Source organism: Shewanella sp. JNE2, from assembly GCF_023159115.1.
In the GTDB taxonomy this organism is placed as follows: Bacteria; Pseudomonadota; Gammaproteobacteria; order Enterobacterales; family Shewanellaceae; genus Shewanella; species Shewanella putrefaciens.
This window is the reverse complement of the sequence record NZ_CP096169.1, coordinates 3,550,820-3,572,956: the sequence shown is the minus strand read 5'-3', so window position 1 is coordinate 3,572,956 and position 22,137 is coordinate 3,550,820. Positions and strand designations below refer to the sequence as shown.

Annotated in this window: 19 protein-coding genes; 11 read left to right on the top strand and 8 right to left on the bottom strand. The window is 44.7% G+C overall.

Features of this window, described 5'->3' with window-relative positions; all coding sequences use genetic code 11:
* Nucleotides 1–10 precede the first annotated feature (10 nt).
* A complete protein-coding gene (locus MZ182_RS16030) occupies nucleotides 11–469 on the top strand; it encodes a GNAT family N-acetyltransferase (protein ID WP_248068163.1) in 459 nt (152 codons plus the stop codon).
* A gap of 278 nt (nucleotides 470–747) precedes the next feature.
* On the opposite strand, the gene MZ182_RS16025 is transcribed toward MZ182_RS16030, so the two are convergent.
* From MZ182_RS16025 to pyrC, 6 genes are all read right to left on the bottom strand, one after another.
* A complete protein-coding gene (locus MZ182_RS16025) occupies nucleotides 748–2,802 on the bottom strand; it encodes a toxin-antitoxin system YwqK family antitoxin (protein ID WP_248068166.1) in 2,055 nt (684 codons plus the stop codon).
* Nucleotides 2,803–3,040: 238 nt separating this feature from the next.
* Nucleotides 3,041–3,853: a glutamate racemase gene (gene murI / locus MZ182_RS16020; protein WP_248068169.1), complete on the bottom strand. Its 813-nt coding sequence runs from the start codon at nucleotides 3,851–3,853 to the stop codon at nucleotides 3,041–3,043.
* A 1,394-nt stretch (nucleotides 3,854–5,247) separates the two neighbouring features.
* Nucleotides 5,248–5,649 (bottom strand): FRG domain-containing protein, encoded by a 402-nt coding sequence (locus MZ182_RS16015; protein WP_248068172.1) that lies wholly within the window; start codon nucleotides 5,647–5,649, stop codon nucleotides 5,248–5,250.
* Nucleotides 5,650–6,349: 700 nt separating this feature from the next.
* Nucleotides 6,350–6,643, bottom strand: a complete 294-nt coding sequence (locus MZ182_RS16010) for a DUF3144 domain-containing protein (protein WP_011919856.1) — start codon at nucleotides 6,641–6,643, stop codon at nucleotides 6,350–6,352.
* 419 nt (nucleotides 6,644–7,062) lie between these two features.
* Nucleotides 7,063–8,109: a hypothetical protein gene (locus MZ182_RS16005; RefSeq protein WP_248068175.1), complete on the bottom strand. Its 1,047-nt coding sequence runs from the start codon at nucleotides 8,107–8,109 to the stop codon at nucleotides 7,063–7,065.
* 131 nt (nucleotides 8,110–8,240) lie between these two features.
* Nucleotides 8,241–9,272: a dihydroorotase gene (gene pyrC, locus MZ182_RS16000; protein WP_115017368.1), complete on the bottom strand. Its 1,032-nt coding sequence runs from the start codon at nucleotides 9,270–9,272 to the stop codon at nucleotides 8,241–8,243.
* 351 nt (nucleotides 9,273–9,623) lie between these two features.
* On the opposite strand from pyrC, the gene MZ182_RS15995 reads away from it, so the two are divergent.
* From MZ182_RS15995 to MZ182_RS15950, 10 genes are all read left to right on the top strand, one after another.
* Entirely contained in the window at nucleotides 9,624–10,886 is a 1,263-nt protein-coding gene (locus tag MZ182_RS15995) for an efflux RND transporter periplasmic adaptor subunit (RefSeq protein ID WP_014611178.1), read from the top strand.
* Between the two features lie 87 nt (nucleotides 10,887–10,973).
* Entirely contained in the window at nucleotides 10,974–11,237 is a 264-nt protein-coding gene (locus MZ182_RS15990) for a hypothetical protein (RefSeq protein WP_011788331.1), read from the top strand.
* 96 nt (nucleotides 11,238–11,333) lie between these two features.
* Entirely contained in the window at nucleotides 11,334–12,074 is a 741-nt protein-coding gene (locus MZ182_RS15985; protein WP_011788332.1) for an ABC transporter ATP-binding protein, read from the top strand.
* A gap of 11 nt (nucleotides 12,075–12,085) precedes the next feature.
* Nucleotides 12,086–13,435: an ABC transporter permease gene (locus tag MZ182_RS15980; protein WP_248068177.1), complete on the top strand. Its 1,350-nt coding sequence runs from the start codon at nucleotides 12,086–12,088 to the stop codon at nucleotides 13,433–13,435.
* A 10-nt stretch (nucleotides 13,436–13,445) separates the two neighbouring features.
* The gene (locus MZ182_RS15975) at nucleotides 13,446–14,645 is read left to right on the top strand and encodes an FtsX-like permease family protein (RefSeq protein WP_011788334.1); all 1,200 of its coding nucleotides are present in this window, start codon (nucleotides 13,446–13,448) and stop codon (nucleotides 14,643–14,645) included.
* Between the two features lie 111 nt (nucleotides 14,646–14,756).
* Entirely contained in the window at nucleotides 14,757–16,214 is a 1,458-nt protein-coding gene (locus tag MZ182_RS15970; RefSeq protein WP_025007618.1) for a sigma-54-dependent transcriptional regulator, read from the top strand.
* Nucleotides 16,215–16,266: 52 nt separating this feature from the next.
* Entirely contained in the window at nucleotides 16,267–17,955 is a 1,689-nt protein-coding gene (locus tag MZ182_RS15965) for a sensor histidine kinase (protein WP_248068179.1), read from the top strand.
* Nucleotides 17,956–18,250: 295 nt separating this feature from the next.
* On the top strand, nucleotides 18,251–18,661 hold the full coding sequence (locus MZ182_RS15960; protein ID WP_011788337.1) for a curli production assembly/transport protein CsgE: 411 nt from the start codon (nucleotides 18,251–18,253) through the stop codon (nucleotides 18,659–18,661).
* Nucleotides 18,662–18,671: 10 nt separating this feature from the next.
* Nucleotides 18,672–19,067, top strand: coding sequence for a curli assembly protein CsgF (locus MZ182_RS15955; RefSeq protein ID WP_011788338.1), 396 nt, complete (start codon nucleotides 18,672–18,674; stop codon nucleotides 19,065–19,067).
* Nucleotides 19,067–19,873, top strand: coding sequence for a CsgG/HfaB family protein (locus MZ182_RS15950; RefSeq protein WP_011788339.1), 807 nt, complete (start codon nucleotides 19,067–19,069; stop codon nucleotides 19,871–19,873). The genes MZ182_RS15955 and MZ182_RS15950 overlap by 1 nt, the downstream gene beginning before the upstream one ends.
* 101 nt (nucleotides 19,874–19,974) lie before the next feature.
* Here the strand turns inward: MZ182_RS15950 and MZ182_RS15945 are convergent, their stop codons facing one another.
* Nucleotides 19,975–20,580 (bottom strand): TetR/AcrR family transcriptional regulator, encoded by a 606-nt coding sequence (locus MZ182_RS15945; RefSeq protein WP_014611174.1) that lies wholly within the window; start codon nucleotides 20,578–20,580, stop codon nucleotides 19,975–19,977.
* A 17-nt stretch (nucleotides 20,581–20,597) separates the two neighbouring features.
* Nucleotides 20,598–22,022, bottom strand: coding sequence for a coniferyl aldehyde dehydrogenase (locus tag MZ182_RS15940; protein WP_248068181.1), 1,425 nt, complete (start codon nucleotides 22,020–22,022; stop codon nucleotides 20,598–20,600).
* Nucleotides 22,023–22,137 lie beyond the last annotated feature (115 nt).

Sequence of the window (22,137 nt, the reverse complement as noted above, 5' to 3'; positions counted from 1 at the left end):
GAGTGCACTAATGTCCAGCCAATCACTAACAGTAACCATTGATATGGTTCAAGAAACGGACTATTCACTCTGGTTACCACACTGGCGTGATTACCAGACTTTTTACAAAGTGGCGTTATCAGAAGCGACCACCCAAGCCACGTGGCGCCGATTCTTTGATGATCAAGAACCCATGCATTGTGCCGTCGCAAGAGAGGGCCAAAACTTACTCGGTTTTGTGCACTATGTTTTTCATCGTTCTACTTGGGCCGAAACGGATTATTGTTATCTTGAAGACTTGTTTGTTGCCCCAACGGCAAGGGGGCAACATGTTGGAAAACAATTGATTGAGTTTGTAAAGCAAGCGGCCATTGAACACAAGTGTGCGCGCTTGTACTGGCATACACAGGAAACCAATTTAACCGCGCAAAAACTCTATAACTGGATTGGTGAAAAGCCGGGAGTGATCGAGTACAGAATGCCGCTGTAACTTTCATAAACGCATTAACTGGTTAGCTTATTAATGCATTTATTATCAGTGGTTTGATAGTCTAAAATCCTTTCAATCCTAATGCTAAAGGGCTTTTAGCATTAGGATTTTTTCACTATTGGGTTTGGCTGTTAGTGTTGATTGTGGTTAATCGCGGCGATAACCATATCAGTCTATGCACGGGTTTTACTGTGCCGGCTATATACCGCCTATATAAAGCTATACCCGATCTTTTTATTGTGGGTTCTTACAGAAATTTAGGGCCGTCTTTTCCTTGTTTACTTTTCAGTAAATGAATAACTACCATCTGTGTTATAGCGGAGGCTAAAGCCCTTTTTTTCACCATCGTGGTAATACTTCAGGGATTGCAACCGACCATTGTTATCGATTTCATATGTCCAGCCACGTTGCTCATTGTCGCTGTAGTTGGACAGTGAATAACCGCCATCCTTCTTATAGCGGATGCTGATTTGACTGTCTTGTCCCTGTTCATTATTTTGTAACTTTTGTACCTGACCTTCTCCATCGAATTCAAATTCTCTGATGAGATTGCCATGATGGTAGTCAGAAAATTTATATAATTTTCCTTTACTATCATAATAATATTGCTCTCCGTGCTTTAGCGATGGCGTATTTCTATAGGAGGAATTCACTATATCCTTACAGTCATTGCTATAGGGGTTTTCTCGCATAATGCACTCGTCCTGAGAGGGTTTGACTGGCAGGGTTTCGTCATACTCATAATGACTTAACTCCATAAGCCTATGATTGTGGTTAGGATCAAAAATAGCCTGCATGCCATGGTACTCACCTTTGCGATAGTGCCTAATGCCGCTAACGACATCCTGTGCTGAGTACCAAATACTCTGACCATCGAGCAGGCCCTGTTTATAATACTTATTGGCAAAGAGCACATTTTCATCGCTGATTAGTTTTTCTTCACCTTCGCGTAACCCATTGAGATAAGTCACTTCGATCCGTGACTTCTTGTCAGTTTTAAATACCCAAGGGCCAGTGCGCTTGCCATCAAGGTAAGCCCCTTGACCCACATAGTTGCGGTATTCGCCAAGCGAGACTTTATCTCCCCAAGGGCCATGTTTAATGCCGTTTTGATAGTGGCCTTTATTGCCATTGCTCTCAAGCCATTCACCGTCTTTGACGCCGTTGCGATAAATGCCTTTTTCAGACAATCGCTTCTCACCTGTGTCTGCGCCATATTCGGGCTCATAGATTTCATAGGGGCCATCGAGCACTCCTTGATTGTAATGGGCAAAACCGTAGTTATCTGCCTCATCGAACATGGACTGTGCAATCCATTTACCTTGCTTTTTACCGTCAAGATATTCACCTTCCCAATAGCTTGCTTGGCCGTCAGCCTCCATCCATTTACCGACTTTTTTGCCTTGTTTGTACTGACCATTCAACATGATATTGGCATTACGGTTATCGTAGGCGATATAGGGGCCATCGAGCACACCTTGGGCATAATGACTTTCAAGTGCAAGTCCAGCCCAAGGACCACCGAGATTCATGTAATCATAAGCTGGGCCCGTTTTTGGGATCTCACCCTCACCGCTGTTTAGCCAGTCTACATCATCGGCTTCAAAGGCAACGCTCACCAACACAAAACTGCCCTGTTGTTCGCGATAATCATTGCGATAAAAGTGAGTTACTAAACTGTATTGATGCTCGCGGCCTTGGGCATCTTTATCTTTGCGGGTGAGGGGATAACGTAACTTATATTCGTCTGCGGTTTTCACATCGGCAGGTAAACCTTTAGCATTGCGATAGCCGATTAAGGTTGGTTTGAGCTTGGTTGAGCCATCGATAATCGCTTTAATGGCAGGATCTTCAATCGCCTCAACATCATAGGTTATGCGGTATTGTTGCGGCGGAATTTGGTTTAACACTTTGCGGGTGTCGCTGACAGTAAAAGACGATAACGTCGGGGCGACTTCATCCAGCACCACTTGTAGGCGAGGCAGCTTAGTGAGCTTTGAATCCTCAAAACCATAACCCCGTAAATGCTGACCATCAGCATCTTTAAGCATGACCACGACTTCTTTGTCGCCACCTTTATCAAAGTCATAGTAAAAAACGGCCACAATTTCAGCCGCACCATAATCATCAAGATGTACGCCGGGCGCATCGCCGTCGGACATTTCACTCCACACTTGATTGTCTTTTTGGTGGAAATTAAGCCATTGGCCATTCGGTAAATCGACAGTGGGATGGACGGCTTTGCCCGCAGCGTTTGCCGCAGGAATAACCGTTAAAGAGGATAACAACACCAAGCCTGCTGCAGTGAATAAACTGCGAATCGAAAGTTCCATTTAACTACACCTTTTTATACCGATAACTTGCGCTTCATGCGCACAGTAAACGGGCCGAATTTTATGCGAAGACAAGCACTTCAGGAAGTAGCTGATACAAAAAAGGCCGCAATAGCGGCCTGTTAAGATCCAACATTTAACAATCAGCGATGCGATATAGCATTTATTTCGCGGGTGTCTTTTAGGGTAATCATTTAGATTTCTTTGACAACGGGTTAAAAAAAATGAGCTAAAAATATTACAATAACAGCTGCTTAAATTTAATGGAGCACTGAAGCAGTGCTTCAATTTTGCTTTGTTTCGCTTGTTCTGAATCTACATTCCCAGTGGTGTAAAACGTTATTTCTGGATCGAGTATCGGGCTACACGTTTGGTGCTCGATTTTCAACAATGAGTGCGTTCGATTAGCAATGGCTAATCCAGAATCAATGACAGTAACCTGGTGGGGAAGGGCATTTTTGATTTCTGCATGGATAAGTGGAAAGTGAGTACAAGCCAGCACTAATACATCGGTATTAAATGCATCGGGTTTGCTAAAAATACGCTGAATTTCCTGAGTTACAATGTCGGGATCAAACCCATTGCCGAGAAGTTTTTGCTCTGAGGCGAGAACCAGCACTTCAGAGTCTTCTACTAAAACCTTACATTCTGTGGCGAAATTCGTGATCAGCATCTTCACATAAGCTGAGTTCACTGTGGTGTGAGTGCCAAGTACCATCACTACCTTTGATTTTGATAACGAAGCGGCAGGTTTTATCGCAGGGACAACGCCGACAATAGGTATATTGAGTTCAGTACGAAGTAAGTCTAGCGCAATGGTACTCGCTGTATTGCAGGCGATAACGATGATATCGGGTTGAGTCAGTGAGCTTGCTTTGGATATAACGTCTAAAATTCGCTTTTTTAGTATATCGTGCGGCTTTTTTCCGTACGGGAAAAAGCCAGCGTCAGAGACGTAACTCAGCCGTATGTTGGGGATTCTCTTTTTTATTTCGGCCGCGACAGTTAGTCCACCTGAACCTGAATCAAAAACTAATATTGAGCTATCCATTGCACCTACCTTCACATAATCAACACATTTAATTTTGCCATAGACACAGGAGTGTTAGTCGAATTGGCATACGGCTTCAAGAGGCGCATTTTGCTCTTTCAGCTTATTTTGATCAATGAGGATATGTTTGGTTAAGACTTTTTCGTAAACAAAAAATCTTTTGGTGAGTTAATGCAATCTACCGCAGCGTGAGATCATGAATACTCAGTTTTATCCGCAGTTTAGTTGGGATGCCAACTTAATCCATCGTGCGTTTGTAAATATTGGTGGAGCTTTAATTCCGCATATCCATTAAGCACTATCATTCCAGTGACACGCCGACTTTGGTTTTAAAATAGTCGTCCATGTATGCTCGAGCATGGAATCGGCTGTATAGGACATACTAATGTCGCGATCACATGGATATGAATAAGCGACCATGCCACGGACGGTCACTTCCATGATAGTGCTTAATTTGGGTTAATCCCTGTGTATGTCTGATAGTTGATTTGATGTATTTCTAAAATAAAAATCAAAGTCGTGGAGCTTCACCCCACACCCGACCAAGGAGGACTGCTCGTCCTATCCTCCTTGGATGCTCCATGACGCCCCTAACGGAGTTGAAAGCCCCTTGTGCTCATTGTCAAATTTGCTATCGCTTCCGAAGGATGCGTCCCTGCACCTGCGAAAGCTAGTCGGTCATCCATGACCGAACTCACGCAATTTGCCTATTCGCCCTGCGGCAACTCCGAGGGGATGGTGTATTCCTTAGGCTCTGGTGTTATTGGTACATTATTAAGGCATAAAAGCTCTATAAGTTCAGTTTCTTAATTTAGAACGTTGTAAAGTGTTATTTAGCTAGAATTACCACCTTTGTTCAAACAGTGAATAGCTTTTAATATGTTTCGTTTGATATTCAAGTTCAGGAAATAAAGTTGCTTCGTATATTCCGCAATATTTAAGTTCATTTAATATATCTTCCTTGAACTTAGCTGGGATAATGAAGGAATGTGAAAATTTATCAAATTCATCGTTAACTTTAACATATTGTTGGTTATACAATATTTTACCTGTATGGCAGGTAAAGCAACCTTGTTGTGTGACTAATCGTTTGTTAAGGCGTTTTGGTGTGTACATGAATCCAGCATGTTTTATTAAACGGCCTGTTCCACTGCCTTCGGTGTTAAAAATTAAATTAACTCCTTTATTCGATAATGGACCGTGATACTTTCTCTCTAATGCTAAAAAATCATCAAAACGTAATTTATTAAATAAAATCTGGTCATTTAGAAAATTAAGATGATCTTCGCGGATGGAAGATGCGGCCTGTTTAAATATATTTTCAAAGTCATCTGCATCATTATATTAATTTAGTAAGGAATATTTTACCAAAATCAAAGTTGTAATAATCGAAATCAAATATATCGTCTACAAAATCGGGTAAAAAAAAAGAGTTTACCATCAAGGTTATTTTCTGTTGAGCACGCAAAATAAAGAGCAACTAATACATTTTCCGTCCAATCGAGAAGTCTTGTCGGTAAGCCATAGTGTTGGGCATAAGTAAGAAGCTCTAAAACATCGGTATGACGTTCTCTTGCTTCTGGATGCATCCTTACAAACTCATCGATGAGCATGTTCTCATCATAGTATTTTCCGTCTATTGGCCTAAATAAACTAGGTACAAGATTGTGGCGGGCGTTAGATTGTCCCCTAAACCACCATTTCTTAGAGTTATTTGAAGTTTCTGTCTTTGCTAATTTAATGGCATCAGCCACACACGATATTACTTGCTGGTTTTCTGTATCCGAGTTCGGCAATTTGCAACTCCATTTGTAGTGGTATATTAAACTTGGCTATTTAATAAGAAAGACTATGAATTTACTCATAGAACTCGACAACCTAGCTTTGCAAAAAGACGGTTCTGGTGCAACTCCTTCTGATTATTAAGATGAGCTGTAATCACCTTGCACTACAGGAATACGCTATTCTCTGCGAAGTTGTTGAAATATATTGATAAAAATTACGTGGCGACATCATGGATGATGGCGTAGGCTTGGGGGCACATTCTGAGTCGTTAGGTGATTTTTATTGGAGTATGAGACTGGTTACTAAGGTGTTTACGGAGATATGAGTCATTTAGCTACAGACTACTCAAGTGTTGACGAAATTAAGCACTTGCATGTAAGTGACCGTTGGCGGCACGGATGCCGTCGTCGAGCCCTCAAGGATGAGTTTATGGCGTGTCACTGGAATGAAAGTGATTAATTCTATGCATATAAAATAAAGAACTAATCACTCTCTTAAAGAGGGGATTGCTGTTAATTCCCTCTTGGTCGATTCTTGATTAACAAATCAGGGTGAAGCTCCACGACGTTGGTCAGCTAGGCTTAATAGTTATAAGTCTATTACCTAGGCAGCCAATACCAAAGCTAACCTAATACAGTTTGGATAATGAAGGCTTAGATTTGAAAATTAAACACCCCGAGAATCAAATATTTTCGGGGTGTTTTTTAGCCATTACTTCTGCGTTGCGCGGTAGTGGTCGAAATTCTCGATATAATCTTCCAGATTGGCGTCGAGCATCTCTTTATAGCGCTCCATATAATAGTCCATCATTTCCTGCTTTTTGGCCTGCATTTGCTCTTTGCTTTCAAAGCTGGTGGAACCAAACCAAGCGTTATAGCGGGCGACGGCCCACATAAAAGAAGCGCTGACCTCACCAGTTTGGATTTCGGTGCTCTGGTTTTGCTTGTTCGCGAGTTTTATCAACTCAGAGGCACGGTCGTAAAAGGCTTTTTCGTTATCAGACATCAGCAATTCCTATTGTTGGGCAAAGTGGCTAAAGAAAGGGCGTGTGGTGTGTTTTCACCCTTTTGGTTATTGCTACTTACCCTAAGATATTTTGCGACAGAGGGACAGTCGCAGATCTCACAGAATGCGTTGATATCACACTAACATAATGTGCCTAAACTCAATTTGGGATAGGCGTAACACTTTTCAGTTAGTTGCAAAACTCCAGATGGCTTGAATAAGCCCATTATTAACCTTAAACACCACTATCACTTCAATCGGTTCATCCTTACTGAAATGAATTAGCTCGAAATGGATTGCTGTGTCGGGAGGGAAAGAGTTCTTGCCGTTGCGCTACTATCATTGTGCAACTCTCATCGCACTCACTATCATCGCCATGACAGCTTGCTTGCCCTCTAATATTTTCTCAGTTAAGTACACTATTCCAATAGCTTAAGTTGTGTTTGTCCCCATTGGGTGGCATAGGGCATGGCTTCTTGCGGACTCAGGACAAACTCTTGTTCGCAGCCATCGCCGCGGGGCGTTTCCCAGAATTTGATACCCTTTGGCTCAAGGGTGAGCTGGTAATATCCCGAGCCGTCTGATGTGGGGCATTCTGCGTCCGGTGCTTTGCCAGCAAACAATTTGTCCCTTAATGCTGGTGATAAAGGATGACTCATACCCTCGAGCATGCTTTGTGGTTGCGTATCGGCGAGAAACCATTGCCACGGGTGGAAAGGTTTGCCGTCGGTAAGGGAGAAACTCACAAATTCTTGGCTGATACCATTGGCGCCATAACCTGCCGCCCAGCGATATAGGCGCACACTGAGCCAATGCTGATTAATAAAAATCGGTTCGGCAAAGGTTTCGTCAGTCACAAAACTGCCCATTTGTGCCAGCATTCTGCGGCGAGTGTCAAAGGTTTGTGCTAGTTGGGCTTCATCGGTGAGCTTATGTTCAAGCCATTGATTAATTGCCAAGATACCCGTTTGTGGGCCTTTAAATTCGATACCTACATCTGTGCCAAAAGTCAGCGGGCGATACTCAATATTTTCGTAGCTTTGCCATTTACCTCGGCTGAGTTTTGGCGTGGTTTCTAGCGGTAGATTGTAAGCATCGGCACCACAATCCTCGACCTTATCTGGGCTGATTTCTCGCTCAAGTTGCACTGGTAACGATTTACTCGCGGTATCTTTAAACCAATGGCCGCTCAGTTTTTGTGGCGTGACACTATCAAACTGCCAATTTCCGGTATTGCCTTCTTCTTTCCACAGTTCATCTTGCTGCTCGAGTCTTATCGGCGTTAAGTAGCGTTGATAGTAATAACTGCCTGTTCCATATTGATTAAAACAAACTCTGACCTTGCTTTTACCTAACTGTCCCTGCCAGATCCCCGTTAATTCATTGGCCGCAAAGGTCGACAAAGAGATCGTGGCGCTCAGCAATAGGCTTGAAGATAAAACGGAGAATAACATCCTTGTGGGCATACTGATTTTCTCTTAAAAGGTGATAAGTAAGGGCCGTATTCTAAAGGCAAAGACACTAGCCGATTGTGAATTAAAAATCAAAATCTGATAAAAAGTCGCCCGTAGGCGACTTGATTTTAAAGACTTAAGGCTTACTCAACTTGCCAATCAATGGCTTCTCCAGCACGAATAGGCACTACGTTAGTATCGCCAAGCGGGTAAGTTGCAGGGACATCCCATGACTTTTTGACCAGCGTGATGGTATCGCTATTGCGTGGAAGATTATAAAAATCTGGGCCGTTAAAGCTGGCGAACGCTTCGAGTTTATCCAGCGCATTGACCGACTCAAACGCTTCGGCATACAGCTCAATGGCGGCGTGAGCCGTGTAAGAGCCCGCGCAGCCACAGGCCGCTTCTTTCTTATCCTTGGCGTGTGGCGCCGAATCTGTACCGAGGAAGAATTTTTTGCTGCCGCTTGCCGCTGCACCTAATAACGCCTGCTGGTGGGTGTTGCGTTTTAAAATGGGTAGGCAGTAAAAATGCGGACGAATACCGCCTGCCAGCATGTGATTACGGTTATACAGCAAATGGTGGGCTGTGATAGTCGCGGCCACATTATCAGAGGCTTGAGTGACAAAATCGACTGCATCTTTGGTGGTGATATGCTCAAGCACGATTTTAAGCGCTGGGAAATCGGCGACAATTTTACTTAAGGTATTTTCGATGAAGACGCGCTCGCGGTCGAAAATATCAATGGCTGAATCTGTGACTTCACCGTGGACTAAAAACAGCATGCCGACTTCTTGCATGGCTTGGAGTACGGGATAGATGTTTTTCACATCGGTCACGCCGGAATCTGAGTTAGTCGTTGCGCCCGCTGGGTAGAGTTTAGCGGCAACAATTTTACCCGAGGCTTTGGCCCTGCGGATTTCATCAGGGCTGGTTTTGTCGGTTAAATACAACACCATCAAAGGTTCGAACTGTGAGCCCGCTGGCACCTGCGCTTTAATGCGATCGTAATAGGCCAGTGCGGTTTCGGTATCGATAGCGGGGGGCACTAAGTTTGGCATGACGATGGCGCGGCCCATATAGCGGCTGATGTCGCGCACTGTATCTTTAAGTTGGGCGCCGTCTCTTAAATGAATATGCCAGTCGTCTGGGCGAGTGATTGTTATTGTAGTCATAGGGTTTTCTTTTGATCGTTTTTGCTGCGAGGGTGGCGGGATCTTATGTGGCAAGGATTTTACTGTAAAGGGAAACTCGGCTGTTTTGGTTAATAAATCTAGATTCTAGACCCTAGATTCTAGGAACCGCTTTCCTCAATCGGACACTTTTCATTTCACTGCTGCGGACACTTTTAAATAAAAGCGCCAGTGTCCGCGGACACTTTTAGCGGTGAGTTTTAATTAACAATATGAAAATAAATGCTTTTACTTGTTTGGCATAGGCTTTGCTATCTCTAGGGTAGAGATTTCCAATAGTGTCCGTTGATGCGTTCCGGCACTGATGATTCCAACAGGGAAGCGAGTAAAGCCATGATTAAAGATACTAGCGGCCAAGATACAGTACTTGTGCCATCCACCACTAAACGTCTTAAATTACCTCTGTTAATTAGCGGCTGCGCCTTATTAGTTAGCGCCTTAGTGTGGGCAAGTTTAGGCTCTGATAGTGTTAGCAAATCCTTAAGCCGTAGCGATATCACCACGGCAACACTTTATGTGGGAACCTTAACTCGCGATGTGGCGACCACAGGTAAAATTGTGGCGGCCAATGCGCCGATTTTGTATAGCACCGAAGAAGGTACAGTGACCCTACTGAGTAATCCTGGCGATACAGTCAATAAGGGCGATGTGGTTGCCAAACTCGATAGTCCAAGACTCACTAATCAGCTAGAGCAAGCCAAATCCGTATTAGCGGGCATGGAAAGTGCGTTAGAGCGCGCTAAGTTGGATGCGAGACGCGATCAATTACAAGCTTATCAAACCTTAGATATGGCTACGGTCGATCTTGAGGCGGCCGAGCGAGAAAGTCGTCGAGGTGAGCTGCTGATTCAAAGCCAACTTATTGGCCAGATTGATTATGAAAAGGGCAAAGATGATTTACACAAAGCCAAGCTGAAGTTTAAACATGCCGAGCAAGAAGTCGCGTTAACGAAAGATACCTTAACTTTTGAGGTAAAAAATAAAGCCCTCGAAGTTGAACGTCAAACCCTCGCGGTGCGTGAACTAGAACGCCAAGTCGAAGCCTTGAATATTGTCGCGCCCGTTAATGGGATTATCGGCAACTGGATCACCGAGCAGAAAACCCGTCTTAGTGCCAACCAACCGATTTTAACCGTCGTGGATTTAAGCGCCTATGAAGCTGAGTTAGCCGTGCCAGAAAGCTATGCCGACGATTTAGGTTTAGGTATGGAAGTCGAGTTGAGTTTTGGCAGTATTAAGTTAATGGGCAAGTTATCGTCGATTTCCCCTGAAGTGCGTAACCGTGAAGTGACCGCAAGGGTGCAATTTGATCAAAATGACAGCCTGAAACTGCGTCAGAATCAACGTATCTCGGCCCGAGTGTTATTAGAGCACAGACCCAATGTACTGATGGTAAAACGCGGCGCCTTTATGACCAGCGGTGGCGGGGAGGAAACTTATCAAGTCGAAGGCGATTTAGCGACCCGCCGTGCGATAAAACTGGGTAGTACGAGCCTGAGCCAAGTGGAAGTTCTGGATGGCGGTAAAGCGGGAGATGAGTGGGTGATCTCAAGCCTCGATCCCTTTAATCGTGCTGAGCAGGTAAGAATGAACTGAATCATGCGAAACAAGGCATCCCTAATCAGTTGAGTCCTTTAGGTGAGCAATAAAAGTACAGCGTCATGCATTAAATAGGAGCCAGATATGCGACATAACCCCTTAAATATTAGCGTGTTGATGTCATCTAAAGTGTTTGGAGTTTTGGCATTAGCATTGTTAGTGATTGCCGTTGAGCTAAGTATCGGTGAGGCCAATAGTTGGTTTTTTCTTGGGCTTAATCTGTTGGAATGGATTGATCCCTTGGAGGATGTACATCAGGTGGGTGAGGTGTCGGTTGCATCTACGGATTTGATGATCCAAGCCTTTGTATGGTTTTTAGATTGTGTTGTTCAGCCCTTTTTCGGCTGACTCTGTGATGCCATAGCTTAATTGAAAAATAAATATACATCGCGTTTTATCGAGTTGTTTACGCGCAGAGAACACTGATTATTAAAGGAAACTAATATGTTATCAATGAAGAATGTGAGCAAGGTTTTTAAAACGGATCTCGTTGAAACCCACGCCCTGCGCGATTTTAACCTCGAGGTGAACGAAGGCGAATTTGTCGCGGTAACGGGTCCTTCAGGCTCAGGTAAAACCACCTTTTTAAATATCGCAGGTTTACTCGAAGGCTTTACCCATGGTGATTATTTTCTCGATGGGATTAACGTGTCTAACTTGAGCGATAACAAGAGCGCTACTGTCCGTAATGAGAAAATTGGCTTTATTTTCCAAGGTTTTAATTTAATTCCCGATCTTAACTTAGCTGAGAATATTGAAGTGCCGCTGCGCTACCGTGGCTTTAATGCCAAGGAGCGTCAACGCCGCGTACAAGAGGCATTAGAGCAAGTGGGCCTAGCTTCACGCCTCAAGCATTTACCTACGCAGTTGTCGGGCGGACAGCAACAAAGGGTGGCGATAGCTCGGGCATTGGCGGGTAAGCCACGCTTCCTGCTCGCCGACGAACCCACAGGAAACCTCGACAGCCTAATGGCCCGTCAAGTGATGGAATTACTTGAAAATATCAACCAAGCGGGCACGACCATCATTATGGTGACGCACGATCCTGAACTCGCTCGTCGCGCCCAACGCAATATTCAAATTGTCGATGGCCAAGTGTGTGATTTTACGATGTATCAGCCCCGTGGCAGCGCACAAATTGCGACGACAGATCCACTAGACAAACTTGTCGCTAACGCAGACTAAGGATACGCATTATGTTTTTTTATTATGTTGATTTAGCGTGGCGCAGCATTAAGAAAACCCCAGTGTTGTCAATGTTGATGGTGTTGGCGATTTCCATTGGTATCGGTATCACTATCACTACCTTAAACGTGTATAAGATGATGTCGTTTAACCCTGCGGGTGAACGTTCTGACGAGTTAAATGCGGTACAGCTTTGGAGCCAAGGTCCCGATTCTTGGGATGAGTTAAACTCATTAGTGACTTACCAAGACGCGATGAATCTGCGCAACAATACCTTACCTAAACGCCAAGCTGCGATGTTTCGCACTGGGATGGCAGTGCAAACGGACGATGTTAATTTTGCGCCTATTTTAGAAAGCATTCGGGTGACGGACAGTGACTTTTTTAAGCTGTTTGACGTGCCATTTTTATACGGTAATGCGTGGGATAAATCGGTGGACACTGAGCCTGCTTATCAAGTGGTGATTAACGATAAACTCAATCAAAAGTTGTTTGCGGGTCAAAACAGTGTTGGCAAAGTGGTTTATCTTAATCGTAAACCTTATCAAGTGGTTGGAGTAATTAAAGCCTGGGATCCTAAGCCTAAATATTATGATCCCACTAACGGCGCCTTTAACGACACGGAACAAATTTTTGTGCCGTTTTCGCTGACGCCTATCGAAGAGTTTGATATATGGGGTAACACTTCGGGTTGGAAGTTTGAGCCGATGAATAGCTACAGCGATCGCCTTCACTCTGAAAAAGTGTGGTTGCTTTATTGGGTTGAGTTGCCCAATAAAGACGCAGTAGCCAGTTACCGTTCTTGGCTCAGCAATTATGTGGCGGAGCAAAAAGCCCTAGGCCGTTTTACGGATAATAAATCTGCCGCTGATTCAGTCAAAGTATCCGATGTGGCAACTTGGCTTGAATACAATCATGTGGTGCCAGAAGACAATAAAATCTTGGTCGGTTTGAGTGTTCTGTTTTTAAGTGTTTGTTTAGTCAATATATTAGGTTTGATGCTGACCAAGTTTCTCAAGCGCGCGCCCGAAGTGGGTGTACGCCGCGCCATTGGCGCTAGCCGAGGTCAAATCTTCGCTCAATATATGGTTGAAGTGGGCATGATTGGTTTATTCGGTGGTTTGCTGGGACTGGCTTGGGCCTATGCTTCGCTTTATGGGTTATCGGCCCAGTTTGAGGTCGCGAAGGGGTTAACCCAGTTATCGGCCCAGTTTGAGGTCGCGAAGGGGTTAACCCAGTTATCGGCAAGTATGTGGATTATCACCCCAAGTATTGCGGTGGGCACAGCGTTATTGGCTGGTTTGTATCCTGCGTGGGTGGTGTGTCGCACTAAGCCTAGCGTTTATCTTAAAAGCCAGTAGGGGACTTATTATGTTGCATATTAAACCTATTCTCAGCAGTTTATTGCGCAGTAAAAGCGGTCCAATCTTACTGCTTATTCAAATTATTTTGTCAGTGGCGATTGTGGCGAACGCGAGCTTTATTATTCAAGAGCGTTTAGCCCTGATGCAGCGTGATTCGGGGATTAAAGAGTCAGAAGTTTTGACCTTTAGCTTGTTCAACTTCGATCCATTGATTGATAAAACCGCACAAAACAAAATCGATCAACAAATTTTACGGGGTTTACCCAATGTGATTGATGCGACCTCAACTAACATGCTGCCCTTGAGTGGCGGTGGTTGGTCAAGTAGCTTAAAGCTCGGGCCAGATCCTGATAGTGTTAAATCAACACCGCAATTTGCGATGTATTTAGGGACGGATCACACCATTAATACCTTAGGGATTAAACTGATTGAGGGACGTAATTTTTATCCCCATGAACTTAAGGATAACCTCGATAGCCCCAGTCGATTAGCGATAATGACCAGCACGTTAGCAAAAGCGATTTGGCCAGATGAATCGGCGCTGGGTAAAGTGTTATACGAAGGTAAAGATGCGCAGATCACAGTGATTGGCGTCGTTGAGAAATTACAAGGCGCATGGATTGACAGTAATAGCCTTGAAAACAGCATTATTCAAAATGTGGATTATGGCAGCAGTTCTTATATGGTGCGGGCAAAACCTGAGCATCACGCAGAGCTTAAAGACGCGATAAAAAAAGCACTGCTGGCGGAGAATCCTAATCGAGTACTCGATGGATTCAAGTCCATTGAGGCCTTAAAAGAGGGCTCATACCGCGACCATCAATTGATGATCACAGTCTTGACTATGATGGTGGTGTTATTGCTACTTATCACTTCTCTCGGGTTAACGGGTATGGTGATGTTTAATATCCAGCGCCGCACTAAGCAAATAGGCACACGCCGAGCACTGGGCGCGAAGAAGCGGGATATTATCAATTACTTCCTTGTTGAGAATTATTTGATTTGCTTAGCAGGAGGCGTGTTGGGTGGTTTGTTAGCGATACAGTTAGGGCAACAGTTAATGAAAATCTATAGCCTACCTATGTTGACGTTAAGTTATCCAATATTTACTGTGGCAGGCTTATTTATGGTCACTACGCTGGCGGTTTATCTACCGGCGCGTAAGGCGGCAAATATTTCGCCAGCAACGGCAACTCGCACTGTATAGCGGCATATTGGAGGAGATTCAAGCTAGGAAAGGTGCGATAACAATAGGATGTTATTGCACTTTTTGTTACTTTACCGTTAATGGGTTTTACTTGGGGCTGAACTGAGAATTATGGATACCATTCTTATCGTCGATGACAATCACGCCATCTGCCAAGCACTAGGTTTAATGCTTGAGTTGAATGGTTATCGAGTCTTATCTTGCCATACTCCAGAAGAAGCCCTTGGAGTGCTGACGACTCAGGAGGTCGATCTTGTCATTCAAGATATGAACTTTACCCGAGATACCACTTCAGGCGAGGAGGGACGACAGCTTTTTTATGCCCTACGTGAACAGCAAGCGGATCTCCCCATTATTTTAATGACAGCGTGGACGCAACTCGAAACGGCGGTTGAATTAGTTAAAGCGGGCGCCGCCGATTATATGGGTAAACCTTGGGATGATGCTAAGGTACTCAATAGCATCACTAATCTGATTGCGCTCTATAAACTCTCCCGTGCTAACCACCGCTTGGAGCGGGTGAATCATCAGCGGCAAGTGGCGATCGCCGATGCTAATCTCTGCGGTATCGTCTTTGGCAGTGGTGCTATGCAGCGTTGTATTGACTTAGCCTTGCAATTGGCGCGCTCCGATGTATCTGTGTTGATCACAGGCCCCAATGGTGCGGGAAAAGACAAACTCGCCGATATTCTCCATGCCAATTCGCCCTTAAAAAACAAACCTTTTATCAAGGTCAATGTCGGTGCGTTGCCGATGGAGTTGTTAGAAGCCGAGCTGTTTGGGGCCGAAGCGGGCGCTTTTACCGGCGCCACCAAAGCGCGTATCGGTCGTTTTGAGGCGGCAGACGGCGGCACGCTGTTTCTAGATGAAATCGGTAATTTGCCGTTATCTGGCCAAGTGAAATTATTGCGGGTGCTACAAACGGGCGAATTTGAACGCTTAGGAAGCCATAAAACACAGAAAGTAAAAGTGCGGGTGATCAGTGCGACCAATGCGGATCTGGCCCAAGATATCGCCGAAGGGCGATTCCGTGAGGATTTGTTTTACCGCTTAAATGTGATTGAACTGGCATTGCCACCGCTGAATCAACGCACCGATGATATTTTACCTTTAGTGCAGCATTTTATCGGTAGCGATTTTAGCTTGAGTAAACCTGCGCTTCAGGCGTTATTGCACCACCGCTGGCCGGGAAATGTCCGAGAGCTTGAAAACGCCTGTAAGCGAGCCGTATTACTAGCACAAGGTCATGTGTTGACGGAAACTGACTTTGGTTTGGCACCTGTTGCGAGAGCCATAAAATCTTCTTCCAGTGTTTTGGCTGTTTCTGAGCAGCGGCAATTTGATCCTCAGCCTGAAATGGGTGAACAGTACTCTAAGCCCGTTTATGCATCCGCTTCTATCCCCGCTAATACTGCATTTTCCAATGAATCGGTTGATGTGAGCCGAGAAGAAATCGAAGCTGCACTGAGCTTGCATAAAGGAGTGATTGCGAGAGTTGCAAAATCCCTTGGACTCAGTCGTCAGGCGCTGTATCGGCGAATGGATAAATTTGGTTTAGATAAGTCATAGGCTAAGCGCAGGCGCTAGGTTATAGATGAAGGCTATCGATTAAGGAATATGAGTGTTAATTCGAACTAAAATTATCATTTATTCAATAGCGTGCTGTGCCTTTGGCGTATTATTGAGCTTTGCCTTGGTGAAATATATTTTATCCGAGGCATCAGTTGTTACCACGCCTCACGCGATTAAAACCCCTGATAATAATGTCACGTTTGACTTTGCTGAGCTTGAAAAAAACCTCGCGTCTATCGAACTCGCCCTTAACAATAGTGAGCCATTGCAGCAGGCCGCAGCAATGCAAGCGCACCAAAGGGCAGAGCAGATTAAGGCTGAACTGCAAAAGCTTGAACAACTTAAACAAGCACAGTTACAGATAAAACTTTTTACCTTAGAACAGCTTAAAGAAGGGGCATTTAATTCTATGCCTCATATTGTTGAGCCTTTACGTGTCGAGCCACTATCCATTTTACCGCCTAAAGCCCCCGTATCCTCTGTTGCGCCCGCCGAGATAGTCGCCAGTGAACCTGCCGCTAGTTTGACCTTAGGTGAGGGGTTGATGGTGTTATTGTTCGCCTGCTGTGTCTGTGGTTTAGGCATTGCTTGGTTGACTCGACATCTTGGCCGCAGTTTAGATTCCCTTGAAGTCGGCTTGCTCAATTTTAGTGATAATGATTTTAGTGTGAGTATTCCTGAACATGGTGAAGGGCAACTCAAAACCTTAGCGCAGTTATTTAATCATAGCGCGGCTAAATTGCGCCAAGAAAGGCAATACATTTATCAACGTGAGTTATTGCTGGATAAGGTGATTCAGAGTTCCCCCAATGTGATGTTATTGCTCGATGACCATCAACGGCTCATTTACGCCAATGATGCCGCGCGTCACCTATTTCATAAAAAGGGCAGAATGGAAGGCTTGAGCTTAGATGAATTACTGGTGGATTTGCCCGAGGCATTGGCCTTAGCACTTAAACATGAAAAGAACGGCCTCTTTGCCATGGGCGAAGATGAGATGGAAACTTGGTATATCAGCCGTGGTCAGTTTTTATTGAATAACCAACAGCATAACTTAATCTTGCTCAAACAGATGACTCGAGAACTCAATCGCCAAGAGGTGGCAGTGTGGAAAAAAGTCATCCGCATTATAAGCCATGAACTCAATAACTCCGTCGCGCCCATTGCTTCTATGGTCAATTCGGGCCGTCTACTCACTCAAGATATAGATGATCCTAGGTTAACCTTAATTTTCGATACGATTGAGAATCGCACTAATCATTTAAGTCAGTTTATCTTCAACTATGCTCGCTTCGCTAAGTTGCCGCTTCCACAGCGGTGTCAGGTGAGTTGGGCGCAATTTACCGCCCAGTTAACCCAGCATTATCCCTTTAAACTTAAGGATGATTTGCCTGAGGTCGATGGCTATTTTGACCAAGGACAGATGGAGCAAGTGCTCCTTAATTTACTGAAAAATGCCCATGAATCTGGTTCAAACCCCGAGGACGTCACCTTATCGATTCGATATCAAACCTTAGTGGATGGCACGGGTTTCAGTATTGCGATTGAGGATCGCGGCGCAGGTATGTCTGGCGAAGTATTAGAGCAGGCGCTATTACCATTTTACTCAACAAAACAATCGGGCACAGGCTTAGGTTTACCTTTGTGTCGTGAAATTATCGAAGCCCACGATGGCTGTATTAGCATGCATAATCGCAGTGACGGTGGCCTGTTGGTTCGACTATGGTTGCCACAATAATGCCAGTGTTTTAAATAACACCGCCATACACGTTTAAGGCACATTTTTATTGCCTATTTTCTTCGCTTGTTTAAACACAACTCCTATCCTCCGTGGCCGCTTGGCACATTACCCAAATGGGCTATTTTTGCATTTTTACCTTAGCTCTTTGGGCTAATTTGTCCCCCAGCGTAATGACGGGAGATCTTTAACCCTGTTAACCTGTTTTACCGAAAATTTGCGCTACAACTCATCTTGTTTTAACCGTGGTGAGTGCAATGTTTAAGGTTCGATTAACAGCTTAAAGGAGGAATATGTGAAACCGTTAAAACAGCGTCTGCTTGCTTGTGTTTTATGTCCATTCCTGCTGTTAACTTCCCCTATCACTTTTGCCGATAACGACATTGAAATTAGTGGCTTAGTAATAGATAGAACCTTGACTCGGTTTGGTAAAGACTTTGGTTTTTACTACTCAAGCTATTGGCGTGAACTGCCCTTTACCCAAGGCGTTAACGTCACTCTGTATGAGACAGTGTTTCCACAGGCTGGCACTGTTTTAACCCTAGAGGTAAACGGGACTCGGATTTACACCACCCATTTTGGCCGTCGTGCAAATCCAGTTAAAGAGAGTGCAGAGCAGGCGATTTTGCTCACGATTGATTATTTAGCGCAAATCAGAGCCAATGCCATAACAGGTGATTTTTCAGGAACATCGGACGATTTTTAGGATAAAAATAATGACATACAGGACGTTACTTGCCCTTGTCACGTTATATGTGGCGAGCAGTGGTCAAGCCACTGAATTGATTTACACCCCCATTAATCCCAGTTTTGGCGGTAATCCACAAAATGGGACTTTTCTATTAAATAAAGCCCAAGCCCAGAATGACAATAAATCTAGCTCGACCGAGAAGGACTTTGTCACCCGCTTTAAAGAATCCCTAGAGCGTAACATTATTAACTCCATCACCCGCGGTGTGGCCGATGGTGAGATCAAAGATGGCGTTTATGATACTGGGGATTTTCGTATTGAGGTGGCTTCTACGGGTAATGGCGTGATGTTAACTATCACTAACACTCAAACTGGTGAAATTACAGTGATAGAAATGCCGACGTTTGGAGGTCTTAGCTAATGGCTCGTTTAGTGTTAGTGAGTTTATGGTTATTAAGCCTGTCGGCCTGCAGTTTGATCCCTAAACCTGATTTGAATATCACGGCTGCCGAGGTTAACCCTTTAAGTGAAGTGATGCGTGGATTACAAGCTCAGCCTGGGCCTAAGTTCCCCATTCCTGTCGCTGTATATTCCTTTCGCGATCAAACGGGACAATATAAACCACAGGCTAACGTGAGTTCGTTTTCGACCGCGGTGACTCAGGGCGCAACGTCGATGTTGATGCAGACTTTGCTCGACTCTAAATGGTTTACACCTGTGGAGCGTGAAGGGCTGCAAAATTTGCTTACCGAGCGCAAGATCAGCAATAAACAAACGGGAACTAAGGGTGATGACGTACCTGTATTGTCTACTGCCAGATTGTTGCTTGAAGGTGGGATCATCAGCTATGAGACTAACACCAGTACGGGAGGTGCGGGCGTTGAGTATTACGGCATTGGTGCCTCTGAAATGTACCGTGAAGATCTGGTGACGATTTATCTGCGTGCGGTCGATGTGCACACGGGTAAAGTGATGATGTCAGTCTCAACCAGTAAGCGTGTTTTATCCCAAGAAATGCGTGCGGGGTTATTCCGTTACACGAGTTTAAATCGCCTTGCCGAGGCAGAAGTCGGTTTTACTACCAATGAACCAGTGCAATTTTGTGTGTTGCAGGCCATTGAATTGGCGGTCGCTGAGATGATTGATAAGGGCATCAAACAAGGTTACTGGAGCCCAACTCAAGTCACCCAGCCAGCCGAAAAAGCGCAGGAGTTGAGTCAGAGTTAAGTACGTGCGCCGAAATTAGGATAAGCGCTGGAGTTTAGCTGTAGACCCCAGCGTTTACCTAAGGCAGCAATTGAGAGTCAATAGCTTGATATTGGGCTATGTTAGTCCGCTTGCATGGCCTTCCAAAACAATTCAAAACTGGCATCTCGGTATGTTTTATTTGTCCCTAAATGTGGGTTATCGATAAAGAAGCGTGTGGCCGCCAGATATTGTCCATGACAGTTTTCTACCATCAGTTCAATGGGATAGTGGGCGATTAATCCCATCATTTGTCCCTGTTTAATCAGTTCGCTAATAAAACCTAAGATACCGTTCATCGCTTGATCGCGCACCTGAGCCGCTATCATAGGAGACATAGAATATTGCTGAAAAAACAGTTGCTTGACAGGATTTTCTAGCGACCAATCAATCGCACTTTGCCAAAGCTGCAATGCATTGTGTTTAAGATCATTACTTTTAGGGCTGTTTAACAGTAAAGCATCGGCAAACTCTTGTTTTATCGTAAGAAACAAAGATTCCATCAAGGCTTCCTTGGAAGGGAAGTGATGGAACAAGGTGCCCGTAGCGACGCCTGCATGTTTTGCAATTGAGGCGGTGGACGTGCCATGAAATCCTTGGCTGACAAAGAGTACTAAGGCGGTATCGAGAATGGCTTGGCGTTTATCTGTCATCATTTTTATTGGTTGCGTGGTGGCTGGCTTATTCAAGATTTATCCCCCAATGACTAGCGCAAAAATAGCTTCATTAAGATGCGTTGGATAAAAGTGCCATAGGGTGGGTGCACAAACTTACCCGTGTTAAATCGGCCACGGCTGAGTACGGTTTTAGCATGGCTGAAGGTCAAAAAGCCTTCTTTACCATGGTAATGCCCCATGCCCGACGGGCCTATACCGCCAAAGGGCGCGTCATCTGCCGCGACATGAAACACGGTTTCATTGATACAAACACCGCCAGAATGGGTCTGCTGGAGGATTTTTTGCTGCGTAGGCTTATCAAAACTCATTACATAAAGTGCTAGGGGTCTGGCTTTATGGTTGATGTATTGAATCGCTTCATCTAGCGAGTCATAACCAATAATTGGCAGCAATGGACCAAATATTTCCTCTTGCATCAATAGCATGTCTTCAGTGGTGTTCGTTATCAACTGAGTCGCAATTTTGCGGTTTTGGCTATCTATGGCTTCGTCAGTCGCAGAAATAACACGGGCGCCTTTTGCTTTGGCGTCTTCGAGCACTGTCATCAAGCGGTCAAACTGGCGTGTATTAATGATGCTGCCATAGTCTTTGTTGTGGTTAATCGTACCGTACATGGATTGAAACTTAGCTTGGTAGGCCGTGATAAAGCCATCCACTTTGGCTTTAGGGCAGAGTACATAATCTGGGGCGACACAGATTTGCCCTGCATTTAGGCACTTACCGTAAATCATTCGTTCTACTGCTGTCTCAAGCGGCATATCAGGGGCGATAATCACAGGCGATTTACCGCCTAGCTCGAGTGTTACAGGGGTAAGGTTATTGGCAGCGGCGCGCATCACATGGCGACCCACAGTAGTTGAGCCAGTAAAGAGCAAGTGATCGAAGGGCAGGGCAGAAAATTGGGCGGCAATATCCGCTTCACCTTCGATGACCGCGACATAGGATTCATCGAAAACCTGTGCCAATAACTGTTTGATCACTTGATTGGTCGCTGGGGTAAATTCAGACATTTTGAGCATGGCATGATTACCCGCGGCAATGATGGCGGCAAGTGGGCCAAGCGACAGCATCACGGGGAAATTCCATGGCACGATAATGCCGATAACCCCCAAAGGTTGATAATGCACAGTGACGTTGGCAGGAGCGAGTAAGATCCCTGCATGACGAACACTAGGTTTGAGCCATTTTTTTAAGTTTTTCAAACAGTAATTGATGTTGTTAATGACTGGCATAATGTCAGATATTAGGCTGTCATCAATCGATCTATGGCCATAATCTTGGCTTAAGGCATCGACCAAGGGTGTTTGAAATTGCAGTATGGCCGCTTTAAGTCGAGTTAATTGCTCCACTCGCGTAGCGTAATCGGGGTTCGGATTGGCGAAGTAACTGCTGCGTTGACGTTGGAGCAACTGAGTCAGCGGTGAGGTATTAAGGTGGTCAGTAGCCATATTCATAGTGGTTGCTCCTTGCGAAGTGGTAAGCAAGTCTTATTGGGTACTTATTTAAGATTCAACCCTTACAATTGAATCTTAAATAAGTACCGACTGATTAGTCGGTTTATCCTAGCTT